This window comes from Paralcaligenes ginsengisoli, from assembly GCF_054781135.1.
Genome location: NZ_BAAGUZ010000029.1, coordinates 1 through 19,650 on the forward strand (window position 1 = coordinate 1; position 19,650 = coordinate 19,650).

Genomic DNA, 19,650 nt, shown 5'->3' on the forward strand with positions numbered 1-19,650 from the left:
CCCGCCGAAAGCCCCCGCCTTCCCTTCGTCAGCACCCGGCGCTGGACTACCGCCGGACTGCACAGCACCGCCCACCCTGCGGCTCGCGTTGAGGAAATGCACCGAGGTATATATTGGGGAAGCGGCGTTTAGCCAATCACAAGCTACGTTGAGGCGGTGGGCGCTCAGTAAATCCAGGGTTCGGCACAGCGTGGTGTAGTGGCCACGCGATAGAGACATGGGTGCAGGCATGTTAACGGTTCTAGGGCGCAGGCCCATTAACGGTAGGTGCAAGCACGTTGATCCCAGGCAAGCCCTAACGCGAGCCGTCTATCGGGGCTTGGGGTCAGGACCGGCGTAAGGCGTGCGCCGGAGGCTACCGTAGGGAAGGCGGGGGCCTTCGGCGGGCGCTGTCTGAGCCCAGCCTCGCGAGGCTGGGCGAGTTCGCCCGACGCCCGCCTGGACGAGGTAGATCCGGATCAAGCACGCCGTGCCGGTCCTGACCCCAAGCCCCGATAGACGGCGTCTTTAAATACCTATCCATCGATCCCCGTAAACAATCGAGTGTCGTAACCACTCGAATCAAAAATCCCCTAGTTTTCCGGCATGAAGCGCATTCTGAAGCGGCGGCCCTTGATATTGCTGTTGCCCAGCTTGGCGTAGGCTTCCTTGGCAATACGCCGGTCCAGCGCCACAAAGCTCACGAAATTGAAAATATTTATCTTGCCGACCTGATCCGCATTCAGGCCCGCATCTCCCGTGAGGGCGCCCAATAGATCACCCGGGCGCAGCTTGTCTTTTTTGCCGCCCTGAATGCAGAGCGTGACCATGGGTGCCCGCAGGCGGCCGCCGGGAGCCGGCTTGAGCGCGGCCAGATCCGACCAGACCAGGGGCTTGCCTTGATACTGTTCGATCAGATTGGCCCAGCGCATTTCGTACGGAGCGCACAGGCTCAAGGCCAGGCCTTTTTCCTGGCCGCGCCCGGTGCGTCCGATGCGGTGGATATGCACCTCGGCGTCCGGCGTGACATCGACGTTGATCACCGCCCCCAGGGTTTGTATGTCCAGGCCGCGCGCCGCGACATCGGTCGCTACCAGCACTGAACAGCTCTGGTTGGAAAACTGCACCAGCACATCTTCGCGTTCACGCTGGTCCAGATCGCCATGCAGTGCCAGGGCGCTGAAACCGCGGCTCCGCAACTCTGCCGCAAGCGTTTCGCATTGTGCCTTGGTGTTGCAGAAAGCCAGCGTGGATACCGGACGGAAATGCTCAAGCAACTGGGCCACTGCCGCATTGCGGTTTTCCGGGGCGATTTCATAGAAATGCTGTTCGATCTGGCTGGCGTCGTGCTGCGACTCCACCTTGACTTCGGTTGGCTTGATGAGGAAGCGGGCGCTGGCCTTGCGGATATCATCGGGATAGGTTGCCGAAAACAGCAGCGTTTGCCGCTTTGCCGAGCACGCGTTCACGACGGTGACGATATCGTCGTAGAACCCCATGTCGATCATGCGGTCGGCTTCGTCCAGCACCAGGGTTTGGATAGCCGATAAATCGATGCTGTTGCGGTCGATATGGTCGAGCAGCCTGCCCGGGGTGCCCACCACGATATGCGCGCCGCGCGCCAGGGATTCGATTTGCGGCCGGATGGGAGTGCCTCCGCATACCGTCAGTATTTTCACATTGCCGGCGGCGCGGGCAAGACGGCGCAGCTCGTTGGCCACCTGGTCGGCGAGTTCGCGGGTAGGGCACAGCACCAGGGCCTGGATGGCAAAATCGGCAGGGTTCAGCTTGTGCAATATGCCCAGGCCGAAGGTGGCGGTTTTGCCGCTGCCGGTTTTGGCCTGGGCGATCACGTCGCGGCCTTCAAGAATCGAAGGCAGGCTTTGCGCCTGGATGGGCGTCATGTCGACGTAGCCCAGGTTATTGAGGTTGTCGAGCGTGGCGGGCGTAAGGGGAAGGCTGGAAAAGGAAGTCGTGGTCACAATGATGTTTGCCCGCATGGAAGAGCGTCAAGTGTAGCAGGCGACCGTAGGGGTCGCCCTTGTGGCCCTCCGCGATCAATGCGTGGCCAAACGGGCGGGTACAGGGCCCGCCCCTACCGCGGATTGTCAGGCTGAGGCATGGCGGGGCAGCCGTGCCAGGCGGTATTGGCGGGTATGTTCTCGCCCTTCATGACCAGGGTCAACGGACCCAGGCGTACATCGTTTGCGATATTGGCGCTGTACAGGATGGTACTGCGCGGCCCCATGTAGGTGCGCGCACCGATGCGCACATCGTCGATTTTCATGACCCTGTCCTCAAACAGATGGGTCTGTGGGCAGCACAAGGCGTTGAGCTCGCTGTAGTCGCCTATGTGCACGCAATCGAATTCGGTGATGTCGGTGGTGTCCAGGTAAACACCACGTCCGATGTGGCAACCCAGCAGGTTGAGTGCCTTGGGCAGGAAAGGCGTGCCCCGCAGGTAGCGCAGGAAATTCGGAACGGCAATGCCTTCATACATATTGGTGGTGGCCTCGGACAGCCACACGAATGGAGTCCACATGGGTACCGCGCAGCGCCGGTAGCGGCCCAGCAGCACCCATTTGAAAAAGGCCACGAACAGAAAGGTCGCAAGGCCGAACAGCAGTCCGGAAATGGCCAGTTCGCGGATCGTGTAGAGCCAGTGGCCGGCCCCCGCAATGGGCATGACATCCAGCACGATCGCATAGCCGGCGGCGATCACCAGGGAATGCGGCGCCACGATACGGAAGGTCTCAACCAGGCCGCGCTGCAGGCGTCGCGAGGGCGAGGGGTGGTATGTCAGCTCTTCGGGAAAGCCCTGCACCGTCTCGCGGGCGGGTAGATTGATGGGAGGCGAGCCCAGCCAGGTATCACCGCTTTTGACCTGCGTCGAGCGCGGCAGGCTGGAAAGCACTCCGATCAGCACATTTTCCGGCAGGTTGGTGCCGTCGGGTATATAGGTGCCATTGCCGACAAAGCTGCGGCGCGCGATAACGGTCGGCTTTACGGTCATCCAGCCGCCGTCGATATGTTCGTCGCCCAGCATGACCGCGTCGGCGATAAAGGTCTCGTCGCCCAGAGTCAGCATGTCGGGCACTACCCCCAGCGCGGTAGAGATCTCCGCATCGCGGCCGACCCGCGCGCCCAGCAACCTATACCAGGTGGAGGAAAACACCGTGGCGTAGACGCCATGCAGCACCTGCAGGCTGGACTCCTGAATCTGGTTGACCAGCCACTTGAGGAGGAAGACCCTGCCATTCACAGGGTAGCGGCCTGGCTTGAGTTTGGGCAGCAGCGCCCAGCGTATGCCCGCGGCCAGCAGGGCGGTCAGGACAATCATCACGACGCTGGCGGGCAGCGCCAGCAGGAAGTATTTGATCAGGCGCAAGGCGAAGACATCGTAGCCGTTGACGAAGCCGGCGCGCTGCAGCGCGCCCACGGACAGGTTGTCGATGTCCAGGTAGTCAACCAGGATGAAGGTCGGGAACAGGGGCATGAAAAACAGCACGCTGATGAACAGGGCGCCCAGCACGAAGTAGATGTTCTTGCCGATGATGTGGGTTCGCGATTCGACGGGCCGCAAAGGCAGGCTGGCGGGATCGAATTCCCCGTGGTCGATGGCGGGCGAACCGCCCCAGATGCGGCGGGCCGGCACCCGCGAGCCATCGCGCAACGCCGACTGCCCGTCCACGTGCCCCCACTCGCCGATATGGGTGTTGCCTTCCATTACCACATAGGCGCCCAGCGAGACCTGGTCTTCCAGCGTGATTTGGCCCAGTATCAATTCGCCGTTCTGTACGCGGGCGTTTTCCAGGTTGACGCCGTTGCCTATGCTGACGCCGTCGCCGACGCTGAGCAGATCCGGCACACGCAAGGTAATCGAGCCAATCAGCACGTCGTTGCCGATCCGGGCCCCGAGCGCGCGAAGCCAGTAGACATATAAGGAAGAGCCGTTGAGCATGTACAGGGGTGTTGCTTCGAGTATGCGATCGGTAAGCCACCAGCGGAAGTAAGTCACGCCCCAAAGCGGATAGCGCCCGGGTTTCAATCGCCCCAGAATCAGCCATTTGCCGGCGCAGGCCAGGACGAACTCCAGCAGGGTAGCCAGCAAAAACACCACGACCGACACGGCAACGGCCCGGGTGATGGAATCGCCCGGGTCGCCCGTAAGATATTGATAGGCAAAGAAGGGCAGCAGCCATTGCGCCATTTTGAACGTCACCAGGAACGGCACGGTGACAGCCTGCGCGACCCCGCAACGCCAGCGTCGCCATCGCGAATGCATGATCCGGGGCGGGGGGACGGTCCGTTCTGCGCCGTGAAGCGCTGTGTCGCTGGCCTGGCGATCCATGACGGTGGACAGCACTTGGGCCAGTCGGCCGATCTGGCGGTTTTGGTAGATATCGCGCACGGTCACTTGTGCAAAGCGCTGATCGGCTCGCAACGCGGAGGCGAGTCGTGCGGCAAACAGCGAGTGACCGCCCAGGTCGCTGAAAAAATCCAGCTCCCGGCGTACGGCCTGGCCCGGAAAGAGCGTTTCCAGCGCGGCAAACAAGGCTTCTTCCGCCGGGGTTTCCGCTGCGTCCGAGCCTTCGGCCGGGCCGCTGGCAGCCAGCGGCAGGGCTTTGAGCGTTTTGCGATCGATCTTGCCGGAAGGCAGGCGCGGCATTTCCGCCAGATGTTCAAAGCGCACCGGCACCATATAGGGAGGCAAGCGTGCTCCCAGGGCCGCGCGCAGCGTTGCCGTGGAGGTATCGGCATCCCCGGCGGCGGTTCCGTTCCCGTTGTCTGGCATGGCGGTGGCTTCGCCATTGGCGCCCACCCAGAACGCAATCAACTGGTCCATGCCGGCATCCTGGCGCAGCACCACCGCTGTGGCACCTATGCCCGGCTGCTGAGCCAGCACCGCTTCGATTTCACCCAGCTCTACCCGAAAACCGCGGATCTTGACTTGATCGTCGGCGCGGCCCAGGCAATGCACGCGATGATCGGCGTCGATGCGGGCCAGGTCGCCGGTGCGGTAAAGCCGTTGGTCGTGCTCGCCAATGCTCCAGGGATTGGGCAGGAATTTTTCCCGGGTCAGGTCGGGCCGCCCCAGGTAGCCCGCCGCCACGCCGGGGCCGGTAATACACAGCTCACCGATCTCGCCGTGAGGCAATATGCGCAGCGTTTGGCTTTCGGCGCCTTCTGTCCCGGTTGCGACCACCAGCAAGCCATAGTTGGGCAAAGGATGGCCAATTGTCACGGCCTCGCCCGGTTTCAACTGGGCCAGGCTGGCCGAGACAGTCGCTTCGGTGGGGCCGTAGGTGTTGAACATCTGCCGTCCGGGCTTTGCCCAGCGCTCGACCAGCGTTTCGGGGCACATTTCCCCGCCCAGGTTGATAATCCGCAAGCTGGGCACATCCTGGGAGAACAGGGCCAGCAAGGTCGGCACGGCGTGCAGAACCGTGATGTTTTCCGCCGTCAATGCACGCGGCAGGGCCTCGGGATCGGCCGCGATTTCCTTGGGAGCTATCCAGAGGGTGGCACCCACCAGGTAGCTGATCCATATTTCCTCGAACGACATGTCGAATGCCACCGAGAATCCCTGGTATACCCGGTCGCTTTCGCGCACTCCCAGTATGGCATTTTCGCTTTGCAAAAAATGGCAGATACTGGCTTGTGTGATGGCAATGCCCTTGGGCTTGCCTGTGGATCCGGAGGTGTAGATGACATAGGCGGTGTCTTCGCCCTGGGTGCCGGCGCGGTGGCGCAAGGGGGGGTGATCGTTGTCCAGCGGTGCCAGCAACTGCTCCGCCGTGTGCACCGGCGCAGCCAGGAAACCCAGTTGCGGCAGCAGGTCCGCGCAACTGAGCAGGGCGCTTGCTTTTGCATCCTCCAGGCATACGGCTATCCGCTCAACGGGCGTATCCGCGTCGAAAGGAAGCCAGGCTGCGCCGGTTTTGGCGATCGCCAGTTGCATGATCAGCAAATCGATGCCGCGCGGCAACCATAATCCAACGATATGTCCGGGCTTCACCCCGGCTTCGATCAGGCGATGGGTGGCGCGATCGGCCTCGACATTGAGTTCGGCGTAACTCAGGCTGCGTGTGCCGAAAATCAACGCGGTGTTCTGGGGGTGGTGTGTGGCGCTTGCCTCAAACACGTCGGCCAATGTTTTACGGTGCAGCAATTCCGGCTGTTGCGAGCCATGCAAAACATAGGAGTCAGACATGTAGTAAGAGGTGTGTTGAAGCCGAAAGTAGAATTATGGTGTTGAACTCATGCCAACCCAATCAAATTCTTTGATCCGCCATTTTAATATCGTTGTCGCGGCATGTTGTGCAAAGAATTGTTGCGTGCGCGCCATAAAACCCCATAAAGAATGTAAAGAGTGTTACGGTGGCGGCGTATATTTCAGCCTCCTTCGCGACGATATGCCCGCGCATAGCGACAGGACGCCTGACTGCCGCCAATAGAATAGGTGTCTAGGTGTCCGGCCGCGGCGCAGGTACGGCTGCCTGAAATTGGGACAAATAGGATACCCGTGATGGATACCTGGTATATCTTGCCTAACGGCAATATCAAGCACGTCGATGGCCTGGAGATCCAGCCGGAAAAAGACTGGTTCCCTACCGATGAGAGTCTGGAAATTTTCAGTGACGCTCAACGCGCGGCGGGGAAGACCGAGGTGCAGATCATCCAGCGCATAATGAGTCTGGCGCTGGAGTGTGAACAGTGGACCCGCGACAATCTGGCGTAGATTGCCGCGGGCCGGCGGGTCGATGCACCCAGCCCGTTCAGGCGGCCAGCGCGGCGGCGCTTTCGTTGGCGGCGGTATCCAGCGCCTTGATTTCCTGCTCGGCGGCGGCAATCGCCTGGGCCTTGGGCGCATCGCCCATTGCCACGCCTTCAGCACGCACAAAACGAACATCGGTGATGCCGAAAAAGCCGAATACGATTTGCAGATAGCTTTCCTGATGTTCCATGGCGCGGCCGGCATCGCTGGTGGAGTAGATTCCGCCGCGGCTCGAGGCCACCACTACGGTTTTGCCCGCAGCCAGGCCGATCGGGCCGTTTTCGGTGTACTTGAATGTGCGGCCGGCTTGTGCAATGCGGTCGATCCAGGCCTTGAGCTGGCTGGGGATCGAGAAGTTGTACAAGGGAGCGCCCACCACGATGACGTCGGCCGCAAGGAATTGCGTTACCAGCGCTTCGGAAATTGCATTTTCCTGCCGTTGCACTTCGCTCAGGCTTGCGGTGCTGGGGGGAAGCCGGAAGCCCAGTGAATCTGCCGACAGGTGGCTGGGGGCTGCGGCGGCCAGATCCAGGTAGTCGACTTCGATGGCGGGATGGTCGGCGCGCCACTGGGCGACGATACGTGCGGTAAGTTGGCGTGAGACGGAGCTTGCGCCGGTGACGCTTGAATCAATATGCAGCAGTTTCATGATTTTCTTCAACATAAGTAAGCCACACCAGGCGGCGATGAATGTATTATGAATAAGTATCGAATCATTGATAAGTTGGCAAAACTGCAATAAATTGTCCTGTTTATTGATCTAATTGAGGCCGCCGATGCTAGACCTGAACGATATGCGCTACTTTGCCGAGGTGGTGAACCGTGGTGGTTTCGCCGCGGCCGCACGGGCCATGGGGCTGCCCAAATCGCGTTTGTCCCGGCGCGTGGCCAAGCTCGAAGCGGATCTGGGCGTCCGTTTGCTGCAACGTACTACGCGCAAGCTGTCCCTGACGACTGTTGGCGAGATGTATCTGCGCCATTGCGTGGCCATGTGCGCCGAGGCCGATGCCGCCGCCGCCACTGTGGCCCAGGTTCAAAGCGAGCCTTGCGGCATCATTCGCCTCAGTTGCCCGGTGACTCTGGCGCAAACCGTGGTTGGCCCGGTCCTTCCGGAGTTTCTGGCCCGCTATCCGCTGGTCCAGGTCATGATGGAAGTCAGCAATCGCGTCGTGGACCTGGTTGAAGAGGGTATGGACATTGCACTGCGCGTGCGGCCTAGCCTGGCCGACAGCGGCAGCCTGGTCGTCAAGCATCTTGGTTTGTCTCACGCACTGCTGGTGGCCAGCCCATCGCAGTTGCAGCGCCAGGGGCAGCCTGTCGCGCCCGATGACCTGTCCCGATTCGATACCGTGGCCATGTCGGCGGCCGATGGCCGGTCGAGCTGGAAGCTGCTTGGTCCCAATGGCCAGGAACACACGGTTCAGCACCGCCCCCGTTATGTGGCCGACGATTTGCTGACCATCAAGTTTGCGGTGCTGGCTGGCACAGGTATCAGCATGCTGCCCGACTATATGTGCCGCGACGAGCTGAACGATGGCCGTTTAGTGCCGGTGTTGCCCGGCTGGGCCTTGCAGCCTGGCATCGTGCACGCGGTATTTCCGTCCCGTCGGGGGCTGGTTCCCGCCGTAAGACAACTGCTGGATTTTCTGGGCGAGCGTGCGGCAGGCATTTCCAATGAAGTGGAAGAGTGCATTGCCCGAATCGAGGCCAGTACGCGTTCGGCGGCGGCTTCCAGCCGGCCGCAAGGGTTCAGCCCGCCGCCGGCACACTGAAGCCGATTGTGTTCATGCCGTTTGCGCTGCTGGCGAAGACTTCGCCCCCATGCATGGTGGCAATCGCCTTGACAATGGCCAGGCCCAGGCCATGGCCATGCGTTTGGCCGTTATGGCGCGCGGCGTCGACCCGGTAAAACCGGTCGAACAGCAAGGGCAGGTGATTGTGAGCGATGGGTTCGCCCGGATTGGAGACCGCAATCCGGATGAGCGAGGATTCCTGGTGAAGATTGACCAGGATCTGCGCGCCGGAACGGGAATGCTCAATTGCATTTTGCAGCAGGTTGGTCATGGCGCGGCGAAACAGGGCGGTTTCGATTTTTGCCTCGGCAGCGGTGTCGCCGTCGATTTTGACGGTTTCCTGTGTCTCGTCCAGGACGAACTCCAGAAACTCAATGGTTTTGCCGATTTCCTGCACAATAGGCGTCTGCACCAGGCCTGTGGCGGCTTCGCCCTGATCGGCACGGGCCAGAAACAGCATGTCGTTGACGATGGAACGCAGGCGTTCCACCTCTTCGAGGTTCGATTGCAGCACTTCCTGGAACTGCGGAGCCGTACGCTGGCGCGACAGGGCAACCTGGGTTTCGCCGATCAGATTGGTCAGCGGCGTGCGCAGTTCGTGAGCCACATCGGCATTGAAGGCCTCGAGCTGGTTGTAGGCCGCCTCGAGCCGGCCCAGCGCGCCATTGAAGGCTGTGGCGAGATCGGACAGTTCCGCGGGAAGCGGCGAGATCCGCAAGCGCTGCGACAGCGTTCTGGGACTCAGGGTTTGCGCTTCTTTCGACAATAGCTTGAGGGGGCGCAAACCCACCTGGGCAATCCAGTAGCCCAGGACCATGACCAGCAGCACGGCGGTCAGCGACAGCGCCATCAGCGCGATCAGGAAGGTATGCAGGGTGTGCACATAGGGCATGGCATCTATGCCTATGGTAAGTTCGACGGCCGGCCGGTCCTGGTAGGCGGCGATGGTTTTGGTCAGGGTGTACAGGGGGTAGGCGCGTTCGGGCAGTTCGAGCATGCCCATGCCATTGGCCGAGTGGGGGACGGCCTGGATTTCGGACAGATCCCGGCCGTACCGATAGCGCGGGTCCGGGCTGTTTGCCCAGAAACGTTTGCTGCCGTTGGCCAGGGTCAGGGTATCCATTTTGGTGACGACATGCGACCAGCGCTTGGGGGTTCCGGCACGCTTGATCATGTATTCCATGTCCTGGTAAGCCGTTTGCAGTTCGTCGTGCTGATGCCGGGCCAGTTCGCGCTGCAGTACGCCATAGAGGGCGGCGCCGATCAGCAGAAACGTGGCCAGCGTGGCAAGCGCGAACATGGCCACCAGCCGCACGGTGATGGAGCGTTTCATCTGGAGACCTCTTCCCGGCGCAGTTCCAGCACATAGCCCATGCCGCGGATGGTATGCAGCAGGCGAGGACTGAAGGGAGTATCTATCTTGGCTCGCAAGCGCTTGATGGCGACTTCCACCACATTGGTGTTGCTGTCGAAGTTCATGTCCCAGACCAGTTCGGCAATGGCGGTTTTGGAGAGGATTTCGCCCTGGCGCCGCGCCAGCACCGCCAACAGCGAAAACTCCTTGGCCGTCAGGTCGATGCGGATATTGCCGCGATAGGCTTTGCGGCTGATCAGGTCGATATGCAGGTCGCCGATGCGCAACTGCACGGGTTCCTGTGTGCGCCCGCGCCGGTTCAAGGCCTGCAGCCGAGCCAATAATTCCATGAATGAAAAGGGTTTGACCAGGTAGTCGTCGGCGCCTTCGTGCAGGCCTTTGACACGGTCTTCGACACGGTCGCGCGCGGTCAGCATGATGACCGGCGTCTGTTTGACGGCGCGCAGGGCGCGCAGCAGCGAAAAGCCGTCCTGGCCGGGCAACATGACATCGAGCACGATGACATCGTAATCGTGATGCAGGGCCAGATGCTGGCCGTCGATGCCGTCGTGCGCCAGATCTACCGCGCAGCCTTGCTCCGTCAATCCCTTGTGCAGGTAATCTGCGGTTTTCAGCTCATCTTCGATGATCAGGATTTTCATGGGAAACACCGTTGCGACTCCCTAATAGTTTAAATCATTCAGCGGTGTTTCCAGGGGCCGGCAAGGCGCGCCGGGCCAGGCGTTCTTTCCTGACTTTTTTTGCCTTGCGAGCCTTTTTGCGGCGCATGTACCAGTAGTGGGCGCGGTCCAGGTACAGATAGATGACCGGCGTCGTGAACAGCGTCAGGGCTTGCGACAGGATAAGGCCTCCGACCATCGCGAATCCCAGCGGCCGGCGCAGTTCCGAGCCCGCGCCGTGGCCCAGCATCAGCGGCAGGCCGCTGAGCAGGGCGCACATGGTGGTCATCATGATCGGACGGAAACGTAGCAGGCAGGCCTGGTAGATGGCCTCTTTGGGCTCCAGTCCGTGCTGGCGTTCGGCGGTCAGGGCGAAGTCGATCATCATGATGCCGTTTTTCTTGACGATGCCTATCAGCAAAATGATGCCGATCAGGGCGATGACGCTCAGGTCGTAGCCGTTGGCCATCAGGATCAACAGGGCACCCACACCGGCCGAAGGCAGGGTCGAGAGAATCGTCAGCGGATGAATGTAGCTTTCATACAGCAGGCCCAGCACGATATAGACCGCTACCAGGGCGGCCGCGATCAGGTAGGGCTGGGTTGCCAGCGATTCTCCGAACGCCTTGGCCGTGCCCTGGAAGGAGCCGACCAGGGCCTGGGGCACATTCATGGTGGACTCTGCCTTCTGGATGGCCGTAACGGCTTGTCCCAGGGCGACGCCCGGCGCCAGATTGAACGAAATCGTCACGGCCGGGAACTGGCTTTGGTGGCTGATCGATAAATATCCGGTTTTGGTGGTGTCCACTTTCACGAAGCTCGAAAGCGGTATCTGCTGGCCGGTCAGCGGCGAGGTGACGTAAAGCTTGTTGAACAGATCGGGATCTTTCTGCAGGCGCGGCGTTACCTCAAGCACGACGTGATAGCTGTTGATTTGCGTGAAATACTGCGCCACCTGGCGCTGGCCTATGGCATCGTAGATGGTGTTGTCGATCAGCGCCGGCGAAATGCCGAAACTCGAGGCGCGAGCCCGGTCTATGGTGACTGTTGCGGTGGCCGCGGCATTTTGCTGATCGGTCGCCAGGTCGGTCAGTTCGGGTAGTTGCCGGAATCGCTCCAGCAGTTTGGGCGCCCAGGTGTTGAGCTCGTCCAGATTGGCGTCCGTTACTGTGTACTGGTATTGAGTGCGCGACAGGCGGCCGCCCACATTGATGTCTTGTCCGGCCTGCAGGAAGAGCTTGATGCCTTCGACCTTGGCCAGTTGGGGGCGCAGACGTGCAATGACCTGGTCCGCGCTGACCGTGCGCCCGTCTTCCTTGGGTTTGAGGCTGATGAAGAACCTGCCGGTATTGAAGGTAGGCTGGTTGCTGCTCATCCCGAAACTCGTAATATCCGGATCTTCGCGCACTACATCGGCCAGCTTCATCATGCGCTGGTTCATGGCGTCGAAGGACGTATCCTGGGCCGACTCGGCAAACCCGAAGATGAAGCCGGTATCTTGCTGGGGAAAAAATCCCTTCGGAATGACAATGAACAGCACCACGGTGGCAGCCAGGGTGGCGATGAAACTGCACAGGGTAATGAACTGATGGCGCAAGACCAGGTTCAGTCCGCGCCGGTAGCCGTTGAGCAGCATGTCGAAACCGCGCTCGAACACCTGGTAGATGCGGCCGTGCGACTCAGCGTGATAATTTTTCAGGAAACGCGAGCACAGCATGGGCGTCAGCGTCAGCGAGATCAAGACCGACACCACGATGGTCAGCGTGACTGTAATGGCGAATTCCCGGAACAAGCGCCCGACGATGCCGCCCATCAGCAGCAGCGGTATGAATACGGCGACGAGCGATACGGAAATCGAGATAATGGTAAAGCCGATTTCGCCGGCGCCCTTATAGGCGGCTTCCATGGGCGACATGCCGTCTTCGATATGCCGGTAGATATTCTCCAGCATGACAATGGCGTCATCGACCACGAAACCCACGGCAATCGTCAGCGCCATCAGGGACAGGTTATCCAGGCTGAAGCCGACCAGATACATGATGGCGACGGTGCCCAGCAGCGCCAGCGGCACTGTCGCACTGGGGATCAGGGTGGCGGGAACGCTGCGCAGGAAAACGAAAATCACCCCCACCACCAGCGCAATGGACAAGAGCAGGGTCAGTTCGACCTCGTGGACCGAGGCACGTATGTTCTGGGTCCGGTCAATGAGCGTACTGACGTGGATCGTAGGCGGAATGGAGGCTTTCAGGCGCGGTAGCGCGGCGCGGATGCGTTTTACTGTTTCAATGACATTGGCGCCCGGCTGCTTGGTGATGCCGACCACCAGGGAACGGCCATTGATGGCCGCATCTTCGGCGGTCGCCGCTTTGCCGGCAAATGCCCATGCGGCCTGTTTTACATCTTCGGGACCCGCCACGGCCGTGCCCACGTCGCGTACCCGAATAGGCGTGCCGTGCCGGTAGGCCAGCACCATGTCGTTCCACGGTTCGGCGCTCAGCAGCTGGTCGTTGGTGTAGACGGTAAAACTTTGTTTGCTTCCGTCTATGGTTCCTTTGGGCTGGCTGACCGTGGTGCTGGCAATGACGCCGCGTATGTCTTCCAGGCTCAGGCCCATGGCGGATAATTTGTCCGGATCTACCTGTATGCGAACCGCGGGCTTTTGCTGGCCGAAAATATTGACCAGCCCGACACCTTCGATTTGTGAAATCTGTTGCGCCAGAATATTGTCGGCGTAATCGTTGACCTCGGTGATGGGCAAGGCATTCGACTGCACCGACAGGATCATGATGGATGAATCGGCCGGATTGATCTTGCGGAAAGTCGGCGGATTCGGCAGATTCGCCGGCAACTGCCCCGCGGCGGCGTTGATTGCGGCCTGCACATCGAGCGAGGCGCCGTCGATATCGCGATTCAGGTCGAATTGCAGGGTAATTTGCGTGGACCCCAGCGCGCTGACCGAGGTCATTTGCGTCAGGCCGGCAATCAGGGAGAACTGCCGCTCAAGTGGCTGAGCGACACTGGACGCCATGGTTTCGGGGTTGCCGCCGGGAAGTTTGGCCGTAACCTGAATCGTAGGAAAATCGACTTGCGGCAGGGGTGCCACCGGCAGCAGCGGAAACACCGCCGCGCCAACCAGGAACAGCGCCAGCGCCAGCAGCGACGTGCCGATCGGGCGCTTGATGAAGGTGGCGGAAATGCTCACTTGGCGTTTCCTTTCGCTGCAGGGGCGGTTTGCGCTTGCGCTTCGCTTATACGCAGGCCCGGCCTGAGCTTGTATTGGCCATCCCGCACCACACGCTGCCCGGCGCTCAAGCCCTGGTCGACGATGGCGATGCCATCCTGGATGTTGATGACGTGTATGGCTTGAATCCGTACGGTTTCGTCGGAGTCGACGACATAGGCATAGGTGCCGTCGGGGCCGCGCTGAACGACTTCGGCCGGCACGGTCAGCGCCTGCTTGCGTATGCCCAGGTACAGTCGCGCATTCACATACTGGCCCGGCCAGAGCTTATGTTCGGGATTGGGGAAGCTGCCCTTGATCTGAACCGTACCTGTACTGGTGTCGATCTGGTTGTTCAGGAGAATCAGATGGCCGCGTCCCAGGACTTGCGCGCTGTTGCGGGGGTAAGCTTCCACGGCCAGCGGTTCCTGGCTGGCCTTGAGCGCATGATTGATATCCTGGAACGATTCTTCGGGCAAGGTGAATACGACTGCAATGGGGTCTATCTGGTTGATTACCACCAGGCCGTTGGCGTCCGCGGCATGCACAATATTGCCCGGGTCTACCAGCCGTGCGCCTGTGCGTCCGCTGATCGGGGCAGTGATGTGGGTATAGCTGAGCTGCGTCCTGGCAAAGCTGATTTGGGCGTTGTCGGATTGCACGGCCGCTTCGATCTGGGCCACCTGGGCACGCTGGGTATCCAGGGTCTGGCGGGTGGCGGCGTCTTGCTTGATGAGTTCGGTATAGCGGCGCAAATCGAGCTTGGCGTTTACCAGTTGCGCCTGGTCCTTGGCTTTTTGCGCCAAGGCCTGATCCAGCTGGGCCTGCTGCGTGCGGGGATCGAGTTGCGCGATCAATTGCCCTTTCACCACGTCCTGGCCTTCCGTGAAGCCGACCTGGTCGAGTTCGCCGTCGATCCGGGTCCTGACCGTGACGCTTTCTCTGGGAACCACGGTGCCTACGCCGGTGAGATAGATGGGCACATCCTGCTGCGTGACCGGCGCCGTCGTTGCCACGACCGGCGCTGCCTGGCTGTCGGGTGGTGTGGAGCTGTCGCTGTGATGATGGCTTATGTACCAGACGAGGCCGCCAAGCACGATCAGCGCGGGTATGCCGATCAGCAGCATGGAGCGTCGTGTGGAAGATAGTGTAGTCATGAATTTCTACTTGGATTTTTAATTGGATTTGGCGCGGGAGGCTGTTTCCGATGGGCCGGCCGGCAATTGGCTGGCGCTCCAGCCGCCGCCGGTGGCCTTGATCAGGGCGACGCTGGCAAGCAGTTGGCGGCCGCGCAGTTGCGCCATGGTGCGTTCGGCGCTTAATGCCAAGGCCTGCGCCGTAACGACATTCAGGTAAATGCTGGTGCCGGCGCGATATTGGGCCAGGGCCAGGTTCGCCGCGAGCCTGGCCGACTGTACGGCTTGGTCTTGCGCCACGGCTTCCTGCGCCAGAATCCGCAGGGTGGCCAGGTTGTCTTCCACTTCCTGAAAGCCGCCCAGCACGGTCTGCTTGTATTGCGCCACGGCAGCGTCATAGGCCGCCGTGGCCTGTTGATCGCGCGCCTTGCGCAGGCCGCCGTCGAAGACGGTTTGCGCCAGCGATGCGCCCAGTGCCCAGACTCGGCCCGGCACATTGAACCATTGCAGGAAACTGCCGGAGTCGAAGCCGCCGCTCGCGCTAAGCATAAGGGAAGGGAAGTAGGCAGCACGAGCCACGCCGATGTTGGCATTGGCGGCGGCCGCGCGGCGTTCCGCGCTGGCGATATCGGGGCGCCGTTCGAGCAGATCGCTGGGCAGCCCGGTGGGAATGGCCGGCAATTGCATGGGCAAGGACAAGGTTTGTTCAGAGTTTGACGGCACGGGCGGCAGCGAAAAGGCCGCCGGCGCCTTGCCGGTCAGGATGGCGAGCGCGTGTTCCAACTGGCTGCGCTGGGCCTGCAGGTCGAGTGCCTGCGCCTGCGCCGTACTCAGTTGGCTTTGTGCCAGCGCCACATCCGAACGCAGGGTCACGCCGGCCGCGTACTGGTTCTGCGTGAGTGTGAGCGCGCGCTGATAGGCCTTCAGGGTTCGGGCATAGAGATCCAGTTGCAAGTCGGTGACGCGCAACTGCATATAGTCTTGCGCCAGTGTGGTCTGTATGCTCAGGCGGGCTGCGGCCAGGTCGGCGGCGCTGGCCTGGCTTGCCGCCTGGCCGGCCTCGGCGCTGCGGCGTATGCCTCCCCAGAGATCAGGCTCCCACCCGGCGGTCACCCCAACCGTGTAGTTGTTGCCCAGCTTGGGGCCGTTGGTATTGGTTTGCGCACGTCCGGCACCGCCGCCGATGCCCAGGGTAGGCCAGAAGCCAGCCCGTGCCTCGGCCGCCACGGCAAGCGCCTGACGATACTGGGCTTCGGCCTGGCGTATGTTCTGATTGGCCTGATTGGCTTGTTCGATCAGGTGGTCCAATGTTAGGTCGCCATAGGCTTGCCACCAGTTATGCCCGCTGTCGATCTGCCGCGGTTGCGCCGTTTTCCAGGGGCCTGCTTCTTTGTAGGCGGCCGGAACCTCCATGCTTGGGCGTACGTAGTCGGGCCCGACGGCGCAACCTGCCAGCAACACAGCCATGGCCAGGCAGGCGGCGCCGGTGGTACGTCGCGGCGCGCCTTGTAATAGCAGCAAAGGAAGAAGCATAGGGGTTTACGGCACTCGGGCTATATCAATAAAATGTCGGCGGGCGGGAGCCAGTGGAAGTTCGCAGACATGAGCATAGCCTGACTTTACACTTTGTTGCAGGGCTTCAGGCTGTCGCGAATATGACAGTTTTGTCAGTTTCGGGCCAGCGCGCGTTCCAGGACGCAGGCAACGTGCTCCGCTTTGCGGGTATGGTGCAGGCCGTCGGCGATCTGATGGCGGCAGCTGGTTCCGTCGGCGACCAGCAGCGTGTCCGGCTCGGCTTTGCGCAGAGCAGGCAACAAGGACAGTTCGGCCATTTGCATGGATATGTCGTAATGCTGCGCGTCGAAGCCGAAGCTGCCCGCCATGCCGCAGCAGCTCGATTCGATCAGCTCGACTTTCAGCTCGGGAATCAGGCCCAATACCTGTTGCACAGGCTTGATCGCGTCGAATGCCTTCTGATGGCAATGGCCGTGCAGCAAGGCGCGTTTTTGCGGAAGCGCGGCCAGCTTCAAGTGCAAGCGGCCGGCTTTATGTTCGAGCGCCAGGAATTCTTCGAATAAATACGAGTTTTTTGCCAGGCTGGCGGCGCTGCTGCCCAAGCCCATTACCAGGAATTCGTCGCGCAGGGACAGCAGGCAGGACGGTTCGAGCCCCACAACAGGAATGCCGCGTGAGACAAATGGCTCGAGGGCCTCGATGACCCGGCGGGCCTCGACTTTGGCCTGGTCGACAAGGCCGGCGGCCAGATAGGTGCGGCCGCAACAGAGCGGCCTTGCGCGCGCGGCGTCGGACGGGGCGGGCTTGGCGATGTAGACGCGGTAGCCCGCGGCCTGCAGCACTCTGTGCGCGGCGCGCGCGTTTTCGGATTCGAAATAATTGTTGAATGTATCGGCGAACAGCACCAGGTCGGCCGCGGCTGCGTCGACCGATTGCGCATCGCGTAGAAAAGTGTCGCTGCGCCACTTCGGAAGCGAGCGGCGGGCCGAAAAGCCCAGCCATTTTTCCGATATCAGGGCCGCGCCGGGCAAGGTGTCGCGCATATTGAAAAATGCCGGAAACCTTGCCGCCCAGCGAGCCCAATGCGGCAATGTGGCAACCAGCCGATCCTTGAGCCGCAAACCGTGTTTCTTTTGCGATTGATACAGGAATTCGATCTTCATCTTCGCCATGTCGATGCCCGTCGGGCATTCGCGCCGGCAGCCTTTGCAGCCTACGCAGAGATCCATGGTGTCGCGCATTTCGTCCGAGGTGAACGCATCGGCTCCCAATTGCCCCGAGAGCGCGAGACGCAGTGTATTGGCGCGGCCGCGCGTCAGGTGCTGCTCGTCGCGCGTTACCCGATAGCTCGGGCACATGGTGCCGGCATCGAATTTGCGGCAATGGCCGTTGTTGTTGCACATTTCCACGGCCTTGGCAAAGCCGCCCGCCGGATCGCCGCCGGTACCGGGAGCGCTGGTGGTGTTTGCGTCCGGATCATTCTGTACATTCCATGCCGACCAGTCGAGTGCGGGCACCAGCGGTATGGCCTGATAACCGGGCTTGAAGCGAAACAGCGAGGCGTCGTCCATTTTGGGGCAACGAACGATCTTGCCGGGATTCATGATGCCGTCTGGATCGAACAGATCCTTGATCTCTTCGAAGGCGCGCGTCAGACGAGGCCCGAATTGCCAGGATACCCATTCGCTGCGGGCCAGGCCGTCGCCGTGCTCACCTGAAAATGCACCTTTGTACTCGCGAACCATGGCGCTGGCTTCTTCGGCGATGGCGCGCATTTTTTCGGCGCCGCCCGAGCGCATGTCGAGAATGGGCCGCACATGCAAGGTGCCGACCGAAGCGTGCGCGTACCAGGTGCCGCGTGTGCCGTGTTTGCGGAAGATCCCGGTCAGACGCTCGGTGTATTGGGCCAGATGCTCGAGCGGTACCGCGCAGTCTTCGATGAACGACACGGGTTTGCCATCGCCGCGCATGCTCATCATGATGTTCAGGCCGGCCTTGCGCACTTCCCACAGGGCTTTTTGCGCGCTGGTATCGGTCATTTCGACAACGCTGCCGGGCAGCCCAAGGTCGCTCATCAGTTCGACCAGCAATTTCAGCCTGCGGGTTTGTTCGCCTGCCGTATCGCCGGCGAATTCAACCAGCAGGATCGCCTGCGGCGCGCCGATAAGCGCCTGGTCGATGACCGGTTTGAATGCCGGATTATCGCGTGCCAGGTCGATCATTGTGCGGTCGACCAGTTCGACCGCGCAAGGCTCCAGTTTGACGATATGGCGCGTCAGGTCCATGGCCTGGTAGAAAGTGGGGAAATTCACCACGCCGAGTGTTTTGTGGCCGGGCAGCGGTACGAGATTGAGCGTGATCTGCTGGGTGTAGGCAAGCGTTCCTTCGCTGCCGACCAGAAGGTGCGACAAGTTGGCACTGCCGTCGGCCGTATAGGGCCGCACGCTTTGCGGATGGAAAATGTCGAGGTTATAACCGCCGACACGGCGCAGCACACGCGGAAACATGCGTTCGATTTCTTCGCGTTCGCGTTCCGCAATGCGATGCAGCGCGGCGACGATGGAGGTCATGCGCGAGCCGGCGGCATCGGCGGCATTGCCGAACCGGGCCTGGGTTCCGTCTGCCAGCAGGGCGTCGATATGGTGCACGTTGTGCACCATATTGCCGTATGCAATTGAGCGCGAGCCGCAGGAATTGTTGCCAGCCATGCCGCCGATGGTGCATTGCGCCGCCGTGCTGACATCGACTGGAAACCATACGCCATGCGGCTTGAGCCAGGCGTTCAGGTGGTCCAGCACAATACCCGGTTCGACGGTTACCGTCATGGCGTCAAAGTCGAATCCGGTTACGCGATTCAGGTATTTGCTGTTGTCGATGAGCAGCAGTTCGCCTACGGTCTGTCCGCATTGCGAGGTGCCGGCTCCACGGGCTGCCAGCGGTACTTTCATGTCGCGGCACAGGGCTACGGCGATGCGTACGTCGTCCAGGGTTCTGGGGATCAGTACGCCGACAGGGTCGGCCTGGTAGATCGAGGCGTCGGTGGCATAGCGGCCGCGCGAACCCCGGTCGAACAATATCTCGCCCCTGACTTCGTTGCGCAGCCGCCTGGCCAGTTCGCTGCGGACAGAGTCGAGACGGTTCAGGGCGGCTGCGGGCATGGGGGCGTTCATCGGAGTCCTGTAGAGGATAGGGCGG

The 19,650-nt window shown here is 61.3% G+C and carries 11 protein-coding genes; 2 read left to right on the forward strand and 9 right to left on the reverse strand.

The genetic code is table 11. The features are described from left to right. Positions 1–572: 572 nt before the first annotated feature. Together dbpA and ACYVIS_RS13560 are read right to left on the reverse strand one after the other, a co-directional pair. Entirely contained in the window at positions 573–1,961 is a 1,389-nt protein-coding gene (gene dbpA / locus ACYVIS_RS13555) for an ATP-dependent RNA helicase DbpA (RefSeq protein WP_460874186.1), read from the reverse strand. A 113-nt stretch (positions 1,962–2,074) separates the two neighbouring features. After that, positions 2,075–6,193 carry a Pls/PosA family non-ribosomal peptide synthetase gene (locus tag ACYVIS_RS13560; protein ID WP_460874187.1) on the reverse strand — a complete coding sequence of 1,373 codons (4,119 nt, stop codon included), beginning with the start codon at positions 6,191–6,193 and terminating at the stop codon, positions 2,075–2,077. Between the two features lie 315 nt (positions 6,194–6,508). On the opposite strand from ACYVIS_RS13560, the gene ACYVIS_RS13565 reads away from it, so the two are divergent. Then, entirely contained in the window at positions 6,509–6,721 is a 213-nt protein-coding gene (locus tag ACYVIS_RS13565; protein WP_460874188.1) for a hypothetical protein, read from the forward strand. A gap of 37 nt (positions 6,722–6,758) precedes the next feature. Here the strand turns inward: ACYVIS_RS13565 and ACYVIS_RS13570 are convergent, their stop codons facing one another. Continuing rightward, positions 6,759–7,406 carry an FMN-dependent NADH-azoreductase gene (locus tag ACYVIS_RS13570; protein ID WP_460874189.1) on the reverse strand — a complete coding sequence of 216 codons (648 nt, stop codon included), beginning with the start codon at positions 7,404–7,406 and terminating at the stop codon, positions 6,759–6,761. Positions 7,407–7,533: 127 nt separating this feature from the next. On the opposite strand from ACYVIS_RS13570, the gene ACYVIS_RS13575 reads away from it, so the two are divergent. Continuing rightward, on the forward strand, positions 7,534–8,529 hold the full coding sequence (locus ACYVIS_RS13575) for a LysR family transcriptional regulator (RefSeq protein ID WP_460874190.1): 996 nt from the start codon (positions 7,534–7,536) through the stop codon (positions 8,527–8,529). On the opposite strand, the gene ACYVIS_RS13580 is transcribed toward ACYVIS_RS13575, so the two are convergent. The 6 genes from ACYVIS_RS13580 to ACYVIS_RS13605 all read right to left on the reverse strand — a co-directional run bounded on the left by ACYVIS_RS13580 (position 8,507) and on the right by ACYVIS_RS13605 (position 19,625). Continuing rightward, positions 8,507–9,883, reverse strand: coding sequence for a heavy metal sensor histidine kinase (locus ACYVIS_RS13580; RefSeq protein ID WP_232743772.1), 1,377 nt, complete (start codon positions 9,881–9,883; stop codon positions 8,507–8,509). The genes ACYVIS_RS13575 and ACYVIS_RS13580 overlap by 23 nt on opposite strands. Further along, on the reverse strand, positions 9,880–10,566 hold the full coding sequence (locus ACYVIS_RS13585) for a heavy metal response regulator transcription factor (RefSeq protein WP_460874191.1): 687 nt from the start codon (positions 10,564–10,566) through the stop codon (positions 9,880–9,882). Before ACYVIS_RS13585 ends, ACYVIS_RS13580 begins: the two co-directional genes overlap by 4 nt. Positions 10,567–10,600: 34 nt before the next feature. After that, positions 10,601–13,786, reverse strand: coding sequence for an efflux RND transporter permease subunit (locus ACYVIS_RS13590; protein WP_232743770.1), 3,186 nt, complete (start codon positions 13,784–13,786; stop codon positions 10,601–10,603). Then, positions 13,783–14,961, reverse strand: coding sequence for an efflux RND transporter periplasmic adaptor subunit (locus ACYVIS_RS13595; RefSeq protein WP_232743769.1), 1,179 nt, complete (start codon positions 14,959–14,961; stop codon positions 13,783–13,785). Before ACYVIS_RS13595 ends, ACYVIS_RS13590 begins: the two co-directional genes overlap by 4 nt. An 18-nt stretch (positions 14,962–14,979) precedes the next feature. Further along, positions 14,980–16,473, reverse strand: a complete 1,494-nt coding sequence (locus tag ACYVIS_RS13600; RefSeq protein ID WP_460874192.1) for an efflux transporter outer membrane subunit — start codon at positions 16,471–16,473, stop codon at positions 14,980–14,982. A 134-nt stretch (positions 16,474–16,607) separates the two neighbouring features. Further along, entirely contained in the window at positions 16,608–19,625 is a 3,018-nt protein-coding gene (locus ACYVIS_RS13605) for an FAD-binding and (Fe-S)-binding domain-containing protein (RefSeq protein WP_460874193.1), read from the reverse strand. Between the last annotated feature and the right edge of the window lie 25 nt (positions 19,626–19,650).

Bases quoted from the DNA above. Each gene is read 5' to 3' on its own strand.
- ACYVIS_RS13595 (WP_232743769.1), bottom strand. From the start codon at position 14,961: ATGACTACACTATCTTCCACACGACGCTCCATGCTGCTGATCGGCATA.
- ACYVIS_RS13565 (WP_460874188.1), top strand. From the start codon at position 6,509: ATGGATACCTGGTATATCTTGCCTAACGGCAATATCAAGCACGTCGAT.
- ACYVIS_RS13600 (WP_460874192.1), bottom strand. From the start codon at position 16,473: ATGCTTCTTCCTTTGCTGCTATTACAAGGCGCGCCGCGACGTACCACC.
- ACYVIS_RS13585 (WP_460874191.1), bottom strand. From the start codon at position 10,566: ATGAAAATCCTGATCATCGAAGATGAGCTGAAAACCGCAGATTACCTG.
- ACYVIS_RS13570 (WP_460874189.1), bottom strand. From the start codon at position 7,406: ATGAAACTGCTGCATATTGATTCAAGCGTCACCGGCGCAAGCTCCGTC.
- ACYVIS_RS13580 (WP_232743772.1), bottom strand. From the start codon at position 9,883: ATGAAACGCTCCATCACCGTGCGGCTGGTGGCCATGTTCGCGCTTGCC.
- ACYVIS_RS13605 (WP_460874193.1), bottom strand. From the start codon at position 19,625: ATGAACGCCCCCATGCCCGCAGCCGCCCTGAACCGTCTCGACTCTGTC.
- ACYVIS_RS13560 (WP_460874187.1), bottom strand. From the start codon at position 6,193: ATGTCTGACTCCTATGTTTTGCATGGCTCGCAACAGCCGGAATTGCTG.
- ACYVIS_RS13575 (WP_460874190.1), top strand. From the start codon at position 7,534: ATGCTAGACCTGAACGATATGCGCTACTTTGCCGAGGTGGTGAACCGT.